Origin of the sequence: Profundibacterium mesophilum KAUST100406-0324, from assembly GCF_009835145.1 — a bacterium.
Classification (GTDB): Bacteria; Pseudomonadota; Alphaproteobacteria; order Rhodobacterales; family Rhodobacteraceae; genus Profundibacterium; species Profundibacterium mesophilum.
Window position 1 is genome coordinate 199,755 of the sequence record NZ_APKE01000014.1, and the last position, 12,664, is coordinate 212,418.

Here is a 12,664-nt window from a genome sequence, read left to right on the forward strand (position 1 = left end):
GCCAGCCGCGCGGTGGCGGGTCAGAGCCAGTGAGGAATGGTATCTCGCTCGATCATCTCTTCATAGCTAGGGCGCTTGCGGATGACGGCGAATTGATCGCCGTTCACGAGAACCTCGGGGATGAGGGGGCGGCTGTTGTATTCCGACGCCATCACCGCGCCATAGGCACCGGCGCTGCGCAGGGCGAGAAGATCGCCCTCGGCAAGAAGCGGAAGCTCGCGGCCCTTGGCGAAGGTGTCGCCGCTCTCGCAGACAGGGCCGACGATGTCGTAAGGCTTCGTCGGTGCGCCCGGCTCCGGCTCGACGAGCGGCACGATGTCATGATGGGCCCCATACATCGCCGGGCGGATCAGGTCGTTCATCGCCGCGTCGATGATCAGGAAGTCGGAGCCCTCGCCCTGCTTGACATAGACGACCTCGCTGACGAGCAGGCCGGCATTCCCCGCGATGAGGCGCCCCGGCTCGATCTCGATCTCGCATTCCAGGTCGCCGAGCGTCCGCCGGATCAGGGCGCCGTAATCGGAGGGCAGGGGCGGGGCCTGGTTGCCGCGCGTGTAGGGGATGCCCAGACCGCCCCCCAGATCGAGTCGCCTGATGTCGTGCCCGTCCTGCCTGAGCTGACGGGTCAGGTCGGCGACCTTGCCATAGGCCTGCTCGAAGGGCTCGAGCGCCGTCAGCTGGCTGCCGATATGGACATCGATGCCGATCGCCTCCACGCCCGGCAGGGACGCGGCGCGGGCATAGACCGCGTGGGCCCGCGATATCGGAATGCCGAACTTGTCCTCCTTGCGGCCCGTGGCGATCTTCTCGTGGGTGCGGGCGTCCACATCGGGATTGATCCTGATCGCGACCGGCGCGCTGAGGCCGAGCGACGCGGCCACGGCACTCAGCCGCTCAAGCTCGGGTTCGGATTCGACGTTGAACTGCCGGATGCCGCCCTCGAGGGCCATGCGCATCTCCTCACGGGTCTTGCCGACACCCGAGAAGACGATCCTGTCGCCGGGAATGCCGGCCGCCCGGGCGCGGGCGTATTCGCCGCCCGAGACCACGTCCATTCCCGCCCCGAGCGCCCCGAGGGTGCGCAGCACTGCCTGATTGGAATTGGCCTTCATCGCGTAGCAGACCAGGTGATCCATCCCTTGGAGCGCCTCGTCGAAAAGCTTGAAATGCCGGGTCAGGGTCGCGGTCGAATAGCAATAGAACGGGGTGCCCACCGCCTCGGCGATCCGCGAGAGCGGCACATCCTCGGCATGGAGCTTGCCGCCGTTATAGAGAAAATGATCCATGATACGTCCTTGCCGCCGGAGGTCACTGCTGCCGCCGGGTCATAGCAAGAAGCGCGCATGTTGCAAGAACGCGGGCACGGCGGCCGGGTGCCGTCATGGACGGGCGCGGGCGGCAAAGATGGACAAGAGCCGCGGGGGGAGGGGAGGCGACAAGCCCCCGAAGCTTTCGCCCGGGGGCCGTCATTGTCATGCCGCGGACCGCGCGAGCGGGGCCCTGCGGCAATGCACGAGACTTCAGAGAAGTCCTTCGCGCTGGGCCTTCTTGCGAGCGAGCTTGCGCTGCCGGCGGATGGCCTCGGCCTTCTCGCGCGCCTTCTTTTCGGAAGGCTTCTCGAAGTGCTGCCGAAGCTTCATCTCGCGAAAGACACCTTCGCGCTGCAGCTTCTTCTTCAGGGCACGAAGCGCCTGATCGACGTTGTTGTCGCGAACACTGACCTGCATGTGGTTTTCACCACCTTTCTAAGTTAGAGTGTCGGATTGCAGGAGCTGGCCCTATACCAAGGCCGCGCTAGATTGTCCATCCTGCAATCGCGGCGGCGGACGGGCACAGGCTCCGCGCCGGCCGGACCCGACAGGAGGCATGGAGTTGAGATGACGGACGAGATCACGGACCCGCGCGACCGGCTCCTCGATGCGGCGTTGCTGCATGTTCCCTTCGACGGCTGGAGCGATGCGACGCTTCGCGCGGCGGCACGCGATGTCGATCTGTCCGTCGAGGCGGCGCGCGCGCTCTTTCCGCGCGGCGGCGTCGACATGGCCCTCGCCTTCCATCGCCGCGGCGATGCGCGGCTTCGCGCGCGACTGGAGCGCGAGCCCCTCGACGGGATGCGGTTTCGCGACCGGGTGATGACCGCGGTGCGCTGGCGGATCGAGATGATCGAGAGCCGCGAGGCCGTGCGCCGGGGAACCGCGCTGCTTGCCCTGCCGCACCATGCCGCCGACAGCACGCAGGCCCTGTGGGAGACGGCCGATCACATCTGGACTGCTCTGGGCGATCGCTCGGACGACATCAACTGGTACACGAAACGCGCTACCCTCTCGGCCGTCTACGGCGCCACCGTGCTCTACTGGCTGGGCGACGACTCGCCCGAGCAACGCGACAGCTGGGCCTTTCTCGACAGGCGGATCGAGGATGTCATGCGGATCGAGACGGCCAAGGCCCGGATGCGCAGCAACCCGGTCCTGATGCGGGCGCTGGCGGGGCCGATCTGGGCACTGTCGCGGGTGCGCGCGCCGCGCGGGATCGGGCGGACGGACCTGCCCGGACGCCGCTTCGGCCCCGGCCAGGGCGGCACCCGGCGGGGCTTCTGAAGCGCGGGCAAGTGCCCCGCTGCGCCGCGCCGGTTGTCAGTCGATCGGATCGAAAAGGGCGTCCCGAAGACTGCAATCGCGGATCACGTCGGCCCCGCATCGGCGCGGCGCGAGATCGCGGGTGAGGCAGAGCCTGACCTCCTGGATGCGCTTCGCCTTGCAGGTCACGGTGAGCATGTCGCGCTCGATGGCGGGGTTGCTCTGGATGAAGGCATCCTCGATCACCGAGGCGGGCAGGCGCACGGATTTGTCCAGATCACGCAGCACGCGCGGCTTCTCGAGGGCCTCGAAGGCGGTGCGGGCCGCGCCGAAGTAATCCTCCGAGGCGAGACCGCTGCAGCGGCCGTGCTTCTTCCATTGATACCAGGCGGCCCCGCCATCGCCCATGATGTCGGCCATGGCGGCCGTCTGGCGGCGGGACGGATCGGAGGGCGCATTAGTGCAGTAGCTCGGCCAGCCGCGCTCGAATTGCGGCCAGAGCCCGTGCAGCACCCATCCGAAATCGGCCTCCTCGTCGCATTGCTCGGCGCCCCGTGCCGTGCCGGTCAGCGCGCACCAGGTCGGCGACCAGCTGAGCGACAGCACGTAATAGTCCAAATCGCCCGCCCGCTCCCCTTCGGACAATGCCGGCCCGGCAAGGGCGATCAGGGCGGTCAGGAGCAGCGCACGCATTTGGTCTTTCCTCATCAGGTCGCCCTGACTATATAGGGTCCGAGTTCCCCGACAATGCGAACTTGGGCCAGAGCGGTCCTGCCCTTCCCGGGCGACGAAGAAGCTATGGTCGGGGCCCCGCGGCATACCGAAGGAGACGCCCCATGGCAGACAAACCGATCATGGCCAAGGCCACCGCCGTCTGGCTGGTGGACAACACGACCCTGAGCTTCAAGCAAATCGCCGATTTCTGCGGCCTGCACGAGCTCGAGGTGCAGGGCATCGCCGATGGTGACGTGGCCGCCGGGGTGAAGGGGTTCGATCCCGTCGCCAACAACCAGCTCGACGAGGGCGAGATCGAGAAGGCCGAGAAGAACCCCCTGCAGAAGCTGAAGCTCAAGTTCTACGCCGCCGCCGTCGGCGAGGAGAAGCGCCGCGGCCCGCGTTATACCCCGCTCTCCAAGCGCCAGGACCGTCCGGCCTCGATCCTCTGGCTGGTCAAGTTCCACCCCGAGCTTGCCGATGCGCAGGTCGCCAAGCTGATCGGCACGACGAAGCCGACGATCCAGGCGATCCGCGAGCGGACCCATTGGAACATCAGCAACATCCAGCCCATCGACCCCGTTGCCCTGGGCCTGTGCAAGCAGTCCGAGCTCGATGCGGCCGTCCAGAAGGCCGCGGCCAAGCGGGCGCGCGAGGGTGCGGTCATGACCGATGACGAGCGGCGCAAGCTCGTCTCCACCGAGCAGAGCCTCGGGATGGAGCCCGAGCAACGAATGCCGACCGCGATCTCGGGGCTCGAGACCTTCTCCCTCTCCGATAGCGGCGAAAGTCTCGAGGAGACGGACAAGGACGAGCCGCGCGATGCGGACAGCTTCTTCAACCTGCCCAATGACGCGGACGAGGATGACGAGGACGAATCGGACCGCCGCTGAGCCAATGAGCCAGTGAGCCGGACCCGGCGGGCGGCGCGAGGTCGTCACCGGAGCCGGATGGATGAAGGGCCCGCGCCGCAGATGCGCGGGCCCTTTTCGTTTGCAGGGTGGGTGACGCAGTGTCTTGTGCGCGATCGGTGCCGGCCGCGATGCTTGCCAGACGGTCATGCACAGGGACCCTCCGGCCGAACCGCCACCGGTGACGGAAGCCTCTTGGCTCGTGACAGTCATTCATGCAGATCGCCGCTCTTCACTATTGCCGGGATGCCCAGCAAGCGATTCTCCCGCTCGCATATCCAGCGAGCGGCAGGAGGGTCCCCCTGGCGGGCATTCGCGGTTTCGGCGTCCTTCTGGCGTGCGGCGAGGGCGCTGATACATCGAGACGATGGGCACGCATCGCCGCCGGATCCCCTCCTCGTCATGCATCCGGCAAAGGGTTTGCCGCCGCCGCGCAGCCCCTTTTTTTCATACGCGCATCGCGGCACCGGAGGGGGCGCCAGCAGCGGGAAAAAATGGTGCACGGATGGGCTATCCACAAATCGCGCGGATTCCCGTCACAGTTTAGCCAATTTGGGGGAGCAAAAACATTAATGGACATTTAACCAAGCGATCACCGTTCACAAGAAACGGGTTGTGCTTGGGAGAAGAAGGGGCTGCACATGAGAATCTTAGCTGTCGACGACGACAGTCTGCTGCTGGAACTGATGGAGATCACCCTCCAGGGAGCCGGTTACGTGGATGTCGACCTGGCATCGAGCGCGGATGAAGCGCTCGCGCAGATTGCCAACAGCGTCACACCCTACGAATGCATCCTGCTGGATATCCAGATGCCGGGCACCGACGGGATCGAGCTTTGTGCCCATATCCGCAGCCTGCACCAGTACAAGACGACGCCGATCCTGATGATCACCGCGATGACCGAGCGCAGCTTCGTCGAGCGGGCCTTCGCGGCCGGCGCGAACGATTACGTCTCGAAGCCCTTCGACCCGTTCGAGCTGGTCACCCGCCTACGTCTTGCCGGCGAGACCGTCCGCCAGAACCGGGTCGTGGCCGAGAAGGTCTTCGCCCTCAAGAACCTGCGCAACGCGGTCGAGGAGAAGTCGCGGTTCCTGCCGACCAGCCCGGTGCTGATCGAGGACGTGACGGGGGTCGTCGACCAGGTGGTGCTCGAGAATTACGTGCTCCAACTCTCGCGCGGCGAGGCGTTCCAGACAGCGGCCTTCGCCTTCAAAATCCGCGAGTTCGACACGATCTACGCGCAGTCCAGCCCGTCCGAAATCTACCTCACCCTGACCGACGTGGCCGAGGCGATCGCCAACCAGCTCAAGCAGACCAGCTTCCTGATGGCCTATACCGGCTCGGGCGTCTTCACCTGCATCACCCGGCGCAACGCGGCCTGCCTGACCGACGAGCTGTGCCAGTTCATCCAGTACGACATCGACGAGATGGCCCTGTGCTACGACGACGGACGGCCATGCACCGTGACCCTCGCGATGGGCGAGCCGCAGACCAAGAGCCGCCTCTTCGGTGGAAGCCCCACCGACATCATCACCAACGCCATCGCGGCGGTGAACACCGCGCCCGGCCCGCGCCGCATGGGCGGCCTCGCGGCGGTCGTCGCCGGCGGCGTTCAGGCCGGAGCGAGCTGATGACGCAGGCACAGGCAGTTCAGGGTGCAGACAGCGCACTCAGCGCCCTGCGCACGCGTTTCGTCGAGCGGCTTACCGTGACGATCGAGCGGTTGGACATGATGGCCGAATCGCTCGCGGAGGGGATCGAGCCATCGACCAATCTCGTCGGGATCATCGATGAGCTGCACAGGCTCTCGGGCATCGCCGGAAGTTTCGGTTACGCCGAGCTCGGGGTCGAGGCCGCCGAACTGGAAATGGCCTTTCGCGAGGTGCGGCGCACCGAGGAGGCTCATGCCCTGCTCGACAAGCTCGACGTCCATGTCGCGCGGATCGACGAGATCACCAACGGGCGCTGATCCCGTTCCTCGCGGTCCCCCAAGTGGCCCCGCGCGCCGCGGGCAGGCCCCCGGACAAACGCGCCGCCCTGCCATGCCGGTCCGTTGACCCCTCAAGGCGCCGGTATCGCCGAGGATGGGCAGGCAGTTCACCCCTGGCCATCACCGCATTATCAGCCGATTCGCGCGCTGGATCGTCGTGGATCGCGGCGGACCTTGCGGGACATGCCGACCTCCTCCCTCTCATGGGCCGGTGCGACGCGCGGCCATGCGGCGAACGCGGGCGCCCGTCACTCTACATCAACGGCGCGACCGAGCACCGCCGGCGCGCTGGGCCGTGGGCACAGGCAGGCGTTTTCAGGGCACCGCGCCAAGGACTGACGAGCGTTAGCGCCGTCCGCCCTTGCGCGCCCAGGTCTCGGAGATTTCACTGGCGAGGGTCATGGGGTCGAACGGTTTGACGATCACGTCGAAGGCACCGGCGGCGAGGAGCCGCTCGCGCGAGGCGGTGTTGGCCTTGGCGGTCATGAAGATCGCCGGCGTGTCGCGCAGGCGGTCCACCTGGCGCAAGGAGCGCAGCGTGTCCTCGCCGTCCATGCCAGGCATCATCACGTCGAGCAGGATCAGGTCCGGGTCGAACCCTTCCGCGCTCTCGAGTGCCTTCTGTCCGCTGTCGCATTGCAGGACCTCGAACCCGCCAACCGTCTCGAGCGCGATTTTCGCGATGGTGCGGATATCAGAATCATCGTCCACATGCAGGATCTTGCGAAGGGTGGTCGACATCCGAATAAACTCCTTTTCGGTCCGGCGCCACGGGGCATCCGGGTCATCATGTGCCCGCAACGCTTGCGGGTAAGGGGCGTGCCGGAGCGATCCGGCACCGGCATGGCGGCCTATTCGGCGGCATGGGTGACCTGCGCGCAATCTGCATCATAACGCGGCAGATCGAAATAGAAGGTTGCGCCATGGCCGACGCGGCTCTCCAGGGCGATCGTCCCGCCATGGCGTTCGATGATGTTCTGGACGATATGCAGGCCCAGGCCGCTTCCCTTCCGCTCGACCCCGTCAACGGGCTTGGCCTGCGAGAAGCGGTCGAAGATGGTGTGCTTGTCGGCCTCGGGGATGCCGGGACCGGCATCGGTGACCGACACGCGCCAGCTGTCCTTGCGCGGCTCGAGGCGGACCTCGACCGTGCCGCCCTTCGGCGAGAACTTCACGGCATTCGACAGAAGGTTGGTCATCACCTGGGCAAGCCTGTCGCCATTGCCCTTGATGCGGACGGGATGATCGGGAAGCTGGACCGCGACATCGACACCGAATTGCGAGGCGAACCCCTCGTTATCCTCGGTCGACAGGGCCACGATCTGCGTCAGGTCGATGACATTGAGCGTGAAATCCATCATGCCGGACTGGATCTTCTCCAGGTCGAGCATGTCGTTGACGACCAGCAGCATCCGCTCGCAGTTGCGCTCGGCGATGGCCAGGACCGAGGCGGCCTGCTCGTCGAGCGCGCCCATGGTGCCCGAACTCAGAAGCCCCAGCGAGCCGCGGATCGAGGTCAGGGGGGTGCGCATCTCGTGGCTGACCACCGAGACGATCTCGCGTTTGGCGTCCTCGACCTCGCGGCGCACCGTGATGTCGCGCACGACCGCGACATAACAATCGCCCGCGAAGGTGCCGCGCGAGAGCTGCAGGTTGATCTCCACCGGAACGCCCTCATGCATGCCCTCGTAGACGACCGAGACCGACTGGCCCTCCAGAAGGGGCAGGGCCCTCGCCCTGAAGGCTTCGGCATCGAGGCTGTCGTCGAGATCGAGCAGCGTCTTCTTGCGGAACGTGTCGCCCTCCCAACCAAGGCGCATGAAGCACCAGTCGCGCGCCGCGTCGTTCAGGTAGACCATCGACAGGTCGCTGACCCGGAAGGCATAGACCTGGTCGGGCAGGCCCTCGAGGATCGCGGTCAGCCGCTGGCGCGCGGCGGAGCGTCGGGCCTCGGTGACATCGGTGCGCAGCGAGATGCTCTTGAGGTGGTTTCCGGCCGTGTCGATCAGGGGCACGGTGGTGCATTGCATGACCACCTCGATGCCCGAACGGGTCACTTGGGTGAACTCGCCGGACCAGGCCAGTCCCCGGCCCACATGGGTCATGACGGCGCGGTATGACGGATCGTCCTCCCCTTGCGGATAGGTCAGGCTCCCGTTGCGCCCGATGATCTCCTCGCGCTGGTAGCCGAAGGCGTTCAGGAACTTGTCATTGACATCGACGATGGTGCCGTCGGGCTTGCTCACGGAGAAAATCGTATGCGCCTTGAGCGCCTCGACATAGACCGTCTCCTCGCGCTGGAGCTTCTCCTGCATCCCGTCGAAATCGTCGCGCAGCTGGCGCAGGATGCCGTAACCCAGCGCGACGAGCCCGAGAATGAAGATCGCGACCGAGAGCCACATCAAGCGCGTGCTTTGCGATCCCGTTATCAAGAGGAACGCGGCCACCATCAAAGCCGCCGCGAAGCAGAGGGCCGAAAGCAGGTAAATTCGTTTGGCGATCATTTCGACTACCTTCGTCCTCATCAACGGCCGTGCCAGCCCGTGGCGTGGTCGGATCTTGCAGTATCGTGCGATGGGGTAATAGGCGATTGCGCCGCAAATTGGACCGTTCCCGCGACATCATATGGCAGGATCTTACATTTGCGTGATCGGCATGCGCAGCCTGGCACGGCCAGCCATGCCCCGGACGGCCGCCATACGCGCACCCTCATGCCAGCAGGCGCCGCGCCGTCTCGTGCGTCTGCGAGGCCGCGACGGCGCAGGGGAGGGTAAAGGTGATCTTGGTGCCCTGTCCGGGCGTGCTGTTGAGCGAGACCGTCCCGCCGAGCCGCTCGACGATCCGCTTGACGATGGCAAGGCCGAGTCCGGTCCCCCCGGCGCGCCGTGTCGACGAGCTGTCGGCCTGCTGGAACTCCTCGAAAACCTTGCTCTGAAGTCCGGCGGGAATGCCGCAGCCGGTATCCTCGACCGTGACGAAGACGATATCGCCGTTCTGGGTGGCGCAGATGTCCACATGGCCCGAATCGGTGAATTTCAGCGCGTTGCTCAGCAGGTTGGCAAAGACCTGCTGCGTGCGCTTGGGGTCGGCATGGACGCGGATGCCCGGCATGTCACAGGTGATGGTGACGTTCTTGCGCTGGGCCAGGGCCTTGAACTGCTCGGCCGCTGCCTCCGCCGCGTCGGCGAGATCGAAATCGATAAGGTCGATCTCGATCTCGCCCGCCTCGATCTTGGAGAAATCGAGCAGCTCGTTGATCAGGGAGAGAAGCTGGTTGCCCGAGCCCTCGATTTTGCGCGCGAAGCTGCTCATCTCGGTCAGCAGGGCACCGCCCCGGCGGCGCATCTCGTCCGGATCGGGCTCGGGATGCTTCATCAGCTCCTCGAACTCGCGGGCGGCGCGGAAGAGCTGCGGGTTCGCGAGGATGCTGGTATAGCCGAGTACCACGGTCATCGGCGTGCGCAGCTCGTGACTGAGCACGTTGATGAAGTCGGTCTTGGCGCGGCTGGCGCGCTCGGCCAGCTCCTTGGCCTCGGTCAGGGCGGTGATGTCCACCCGGAAGCCGACGATACCCCCGTCGGAGGTCCGGCGCTCGGCGACCTTGAGCCAGCGCCCGCTGGCGATCTGCTGCACGATGATCTGGTCGGCATCGCGATGCGATTGCAGGCGCTCGGCGATCCAGTCTTCCTCGCGGCCCGTGGCCTCGGGATACTGCCCGCGCCGCACGCCCTCGCGAATGATCGTCTCGAAAGGCATGCCCGGCACCATGAGATCGGAGGAGAGCGTGTAGATCTCGCGGTATTTCTGGTTGCATGACACGAGCCTGTCCTCGCTGTCATAAAGGGCGAAACCGTCATCGATCGCCTCGATCGCGTTGAACATCCGGTCCTCGGCGCGGCGGCGCCTCTCCGAAAGGATCAGGATGAAGTGCAGGAGCGTGGCCGCGAGGGCGGCCAGGGCCGCGAAGAACGTCCAGTGGCGCCAAGGCGTCTCGAGGTTGTCTGGCCAGCCACCGATGGGGCGCGCGGCCAGCTCCCAGGTTCCGAAGGGCAGGGTGATCGTCTGCGTGATCGGATCGCCGGGAAAGATCTCGGGCGGACCGAAGAAGGCCGGACCGGCGCTTCCGTCGCGCTCCACCCGGCGCAGGGCGGCGGCCATGGTGCCGGTATTGAGCCCGACGGCCGCGTGGAACCTGGGCGCATCGAGGACGATCGACACGATGCCCCAGGCCGTCTCGGGATCGCGGATGCCCGCTTGCGAGAAAACCGGCGCACGGATGATGTAGCCGCTGCCCCCCTGGATCAGCTCGAGCGGGCCGACCATCACCGGGCGGCCTTCGTCGATCGTGGCCCGGGCCGCGTCGTATTGAACCGAGCCGCGGTAATCGAAGCCGATCAGGGAGCTGTTCGGCTCCAGCGGGTAGACTTGAGTGACAACGAGATCGGGCGCCACGGCGATGTTGAGGATCTCGGGATTGTTGCCGTGGAGCGTCTCGGCGGTGACGCGGAACACCTCGTCCGTCAATTCCCGCTCGAGGCGGATCATCGCGATCATGCCGTTCAAAAGGTGGTATTTCGACAGCAGGTTGCCCTCGATCCGCGCGGCGAGCGCGCTGACCTCCTGTGACAGGTCCAACCGCGCCTCGACACGCTGCGCGCTGATCCGAGACTGCTGGATCCACAATCCCGTGGCAAGCACCAACGCGACCGTCGCCCCGATCAACCCTGCGCGCAGCCCGGGATTGGCAGGATCAAATCGTCGGGTCGTCTTGAGCATCCTGCGGGCCTCACGGAAATGTCATTCCTGCTGCATACAGGATTCCCGCTTCGTAATCGCTTGGCAAGGTTTCCGGGCGGACCATGGCCCGCCCCGCCGCTATGGACCGGTGGACGTTGCCGCCCTGCACCATGACATGTCCGCACGCGCCGACTTTTCCCGATGAAATCGCGCCCCTGGGGTCGCGGTCAGCGAAGCGCCTCCAGCAGGCGTAGCGACGCGTAGCCGTCAGGCACGAGGCCCGCCGTCTTCTGGAAGCCCCGGATCGCCTCGATCGTCAGCGGTCCGATCTTGCCGTCCACCCCTTGCGTGTCGTGTCCCCTGCGACTGAGGAGGGCCTGCATCTCCTTGCGTTCGGCGAAGGTCAGCGCCCTGTCGCCGCGTGGCCAGTCCGCCCTGATCGGCCCTGCTCCCGTCAGCCGGTCGCTCAGGTGTCCGACCCCGATGACATAGGCATCAGCGGTATTGTAGCGCTCGATGACACCGAAATTGTCGAAAATCAGGAAGGCCGCGCCCTCCGCGCCGGCAGGCAGCAGCACGGATGCCTTGCCATGATCGGCCAGCGGGCCGCCGTCGGCGCCCCTGATCCCGAGCGCCTCCCACTGCGATGGCAGCCTCTTTACCTTCCGGCTGGCCAGCGCGTAATCGAAGCCCCGCGGCAAGATGACCTCCACGCCCCAGGGCTGCCCCTCGGTCCAGCCGAACCGCGCCAGATAGGCGGCCGTCGAGGCCAGCGCATCGGCGGGATTGTCCGACCAGATGTCGCGCTTTCCATCGCCGGTGAAATCCACCGCATAAGCGAGATAGCTCGTGGGGATGAACTGCGTATGACCCATCGCGCCCGCCCAGCTCCCGGTCATCCCGCTGGGCACGGTGTCGCCGCTTTGCACGATCTGCAGGGCCGCGACGAGTTGCGCCTCGAAGAAGCGTCCGCGCCGCCCGTCATAGGCGAGCGTCGCCAGCGCCTCGATGATCGGGGTGGAGCCGCGAAAGGCACCATAGGCGCTCTCAAGCCCCCAGACGGCCGCGACGACCTCCTTCTCGACGCCGTAACGGGCCTCGATCCGGTCGAGCAGCTCCGCATGCCGTTCAAGCGCCGCGCGGCCATTGGCGATGCGCGTGTCGGAGGCGGCGCTGTCGAGATATTGCCAGATCGTCTTGGTGAATTCCGACTGGTTGCGGTCGCGCTGGATCACATCCGTGTTGTAGCGCACCTGCGCGAAGGCCCCGTCGAAGGTCGACGCGTCGATGCCCTGTGCCAGCGCACGGCCGCGAAACGCGCCGATCCAGTCGTGAAACCCCGTGTTCTTGCTGCTGATCGTCACCCTCGCCTCCGCCGCTTCGGCCCTCGGTCTGGGCCGCTGTGCCGTCACCCTGTCGATGCGCGCGCCCTCGATCGCCGCGATCCGCTCCGGCTGTGACGCCGGCTCCTGCGCATCGCGCAGGACCGGGCGCGGCGACTGTTCAGGTCCCATTTGTCCCGGAAGCGGGGCGCCATGGCCCGCCTGGGCCACGAGCACGGCGATGGTCATCGTCACGGCGGCACTGATCATGCGCATTCTGCACCTGCTTGCTGGTCACTGTTGAACTGGGACGAGCCTAGCGCAAGCGCGGCCGAAGATGAAGCGGAGGGCGCGGGGCGAATGCGATGTCATGGCACGTCCGGCGCCCGCACCGGCCCCGGCGGCCGGCGCGCC

11 protein-coding genes are annotated in these 12,664 nt (G+C 66.3%); 4 read left to right on the forward strand and 7 right to left on the reverse strand.

The window, feature by feature from the left end:
* Positions 1 to 20: 20 nt before the first annotated feature.
* Both lysA and rpsU read right to left on the reverse strand, forming a co-directional pair.
* Entirely contained in the window at positions 21 to 1,286 is a 1,266-nt protein-coding gene (gene lysA / locus PMES_RS05975) for a diaminopimelate decarboxylase (protein WP_159964604.1), read from the reverse strand.
* Between the two features lie 234 nt (positions 1,287 to 1,520).
* The gene (gene rpsU, locus PMES_RS05980) at positions 1,521 to 1,727 is read right to left on the reverse strand and encodes a 30S ribosomal protein S21 (RefSeq protein ID WP_018302784.1); all 207 of its coding nucleotides are present in this window, start codon (positions 1,725 to 1,727) and stop codon (positions 1,521 to 1,523) included.
* A 150-nt stretch (positions 1,728 to 1,877) separates the two neighbouring features.
* Between rpsU and PMES_RS05985 the strand changes: the two genes are divergently transcribed.
* Positions 1,878 to 2,597, forward strand: coding sequence for a COQ9 family protein (locus PMES_RS05985; RefSeq protein ID WP_159964605.1), 720 nt, complete (start codon positions 1,878 to 1,880; stop codon positions 2,595 to 2,597).
* Positions 2,598 to 2,633: 36 nt separating this feature from the next.
* On the opposite strand, the gene PMES_RS05990 is transcribed toward PMES_RS05985, so the two are convergent.
* Positions 2,634 to 3,284, reverse strand: coding sequence for a ribonuclease T2 family protein (locus tag PMES_RS05990; RefSeq protein WP_201288962.1), 651 nt, complete (start codon positions 3,282 to 3,284; stop codon positions 2,634 to 2,636).
* Positions 3,285 to 3,412: 128 nt separating this feature from the next.
* On the opposite strand from PMES_RS05990, the gene PMES_RS05995 reads away from it, so the two are divergent.
* From PMES_RS05995 to PMES_RS06005, 3 genes are all read left to right on the forward strand, one after another.
* A complete protein-coding gene (locus PMES_RS05995; RefSeq protein ID WP_159964606.1) occupies positions 3,413 to 4,183 on the forward strand; it encodes a DUF1013 domain-containing protein in 771 nt (256 codons plus the stop codon).
* 659 nt (positions 4,184 to 4,842) lie between these two features.
* Positions 4,843 to 5,832: a response regulator gene (locus PMES_RS06000; protein WP_159964607.1), complete on the forward strand. Its 990-nt coding sequence runs from the start codon at positions 4,843 to 4,845 to the stop codon at positions 5,830 to 5,832.
* Positions 5,832 to 6,170, forward strand: coding sequence for an Hpt domain-containing protein (locus PMES_RS06005; protein ID WP_159964608.1), 339 nt, complete (start codon positions 5,832 to 5,834; stop codon positions 6,168 to 6,170). Before PMES_RS06000 ends, PMES_RS06005 begins: the two co-directional genes overlap by 1 nt.
* Before the next feature lie 366 nt (positions 6,171 to 6,536).
* Here the strand turns inward: PMES_RS06005 and PMES_RS06010 are convergent, their stop codons facing one another.
* The 4 genes from PMES_RS06010 to PMES_RS06025 all read right to left on the reverse strand — a co-directional run bounded on the left by PMES_RS06010 (position 6,537) and on the right by PMES_RS06025 (position 12,520).
* Positions 6,537 to 6,932: a response regulator gene (locus tag PMES_RS06010; RefSeq protein WP_159964609.1), complete on the reverse strand. Its 396-nt coding sequence runs from the start codon at positions 6,930 to 6,932 to the stop codon at positions 6,537 to 6,539.
* Positions 6,933 to 7,042: 110 nt separating this feature from the next.
* Positions 7,043 to 8,695 carry a PAS domain-containing sensor histidine kinase gene (locus tag PMES_RS06015; RefSeq protein ID WP_159964610.1) on the reverse strand — a complete coding sequence of 551 codons (1,653 nt, stop codon included), beginning with the start codon at positions 8,693 to 8,695 and terminating at the stop codon, positions 7,043 to 7,045.
* Between the two features lie 205 nt (positions 8,696 to 8,900).
* The gene (locus PMES_RS06020; protein ID WP_159964611.1) at positions 8,901 to 10,967 is read right to left on the reverse strand and encodes an ATP-binding protein; all 2,067 of its coding nucleotides are present in this window, start codon (positions 10,965 to 10,967) and stop codon (positions 8,901 to 8,903) included.
* A gap of 188 nt (positions 10,968 to 11,155) precedes the next feature.
* On the reverse strand, positions 11,156 to 12,520 hold the full coding sequence (locus PMES_RS06025) for a lytic murein transglycosylase (protein WP_438943227.1): 1,365 nt from the start codon (positions 12,518 to 12,520) through the stop codon (positions 11,156 to 11,158).
* Between the last annotated feature and the right edge of the window lie 144 nt (positions 12,521 to 12,664).

Excerpts from the sequence above, each read along its gene's own strand:
- lysA (WP_159964604.1), bottom strand. The coding sequence starts at position 1,286 with ATGGATCATTTTCTCTATAACGGCGGCAAGCTCCATGCCGAGGATGTG.
- rpsU (WP_018302784.1), bottom strand. The coding sequence starts at position 1,727 with ATGCAGGTCAGTGTTCGCGACAACAACGTCGATCAGGCGCTTCGTGCC.
- PMES_RS05985 (WP_159964605.1), top strand. The coding sequence starts at position 1,878 with ATGACGGACGAGATCACGGACCCGCGCGACCGGCTCCTCGATGCGGCG.
- PMES_RS05990 (WP_201288962.1), bottom strand. The coding sequence starts at position 3,284 with ATGAGGAAAGACCAAATGCGTGCGCTGCTCCTGACCGCCCTGATCGCC.
- PMES_RS05995 (WP_159964606.1), top strand. The coding sequence starts at position 3,413 with ATGGCAGACAAACCGATCATGGCCAAGGCCACCGCCGTCTGGCTGGTG.
- PMES_RS06000 (WP_159964607.1), top strand. The coding sequence starts at position 4,843 with ATGAGAATCTTAGCTGTCGACGACGACAGTCTGCTGCTGGAACTGATG.
- PMES_RS06005 (WP_159964608.1), top strand. The coding sequence starts at position 5,832 with ATGACGCAGGCACAGGCAGTTCAGGGTGCAGACAGCGCACTCAGCGCC.
- PMES_RS06010 (WP_159964609.1), bottom strand. The coding sequence starts at position 6,932 with ATGTCGACCACCCTTCGCAAGATCCTGCATGTGGACGATGATTCTGAT.
- PMES_RS06015 (WP_159964610.1), bottom strand. The coding sequence starts at position 8,695 with ATGATCGCCAAACGAATTTACCTGCTTTCGGCCCTCTGCTTCGCGGCG.
- PMES_RS06020 (WP_159964611.1), bottom strand. The coding sequence starts at position 10,967 with ATGCTCAAGACGACCCGACGATTTGATCCTGCCAATCCCGGGCTGCGC.
- PMES_RS06025 (WP_438943227.1), bottom strand. The coding sequence starts at position 12,520 with ATGATCAGTGCCGCCGTGACGATGACCATCGCCGTGCTCGTGGCCCAG.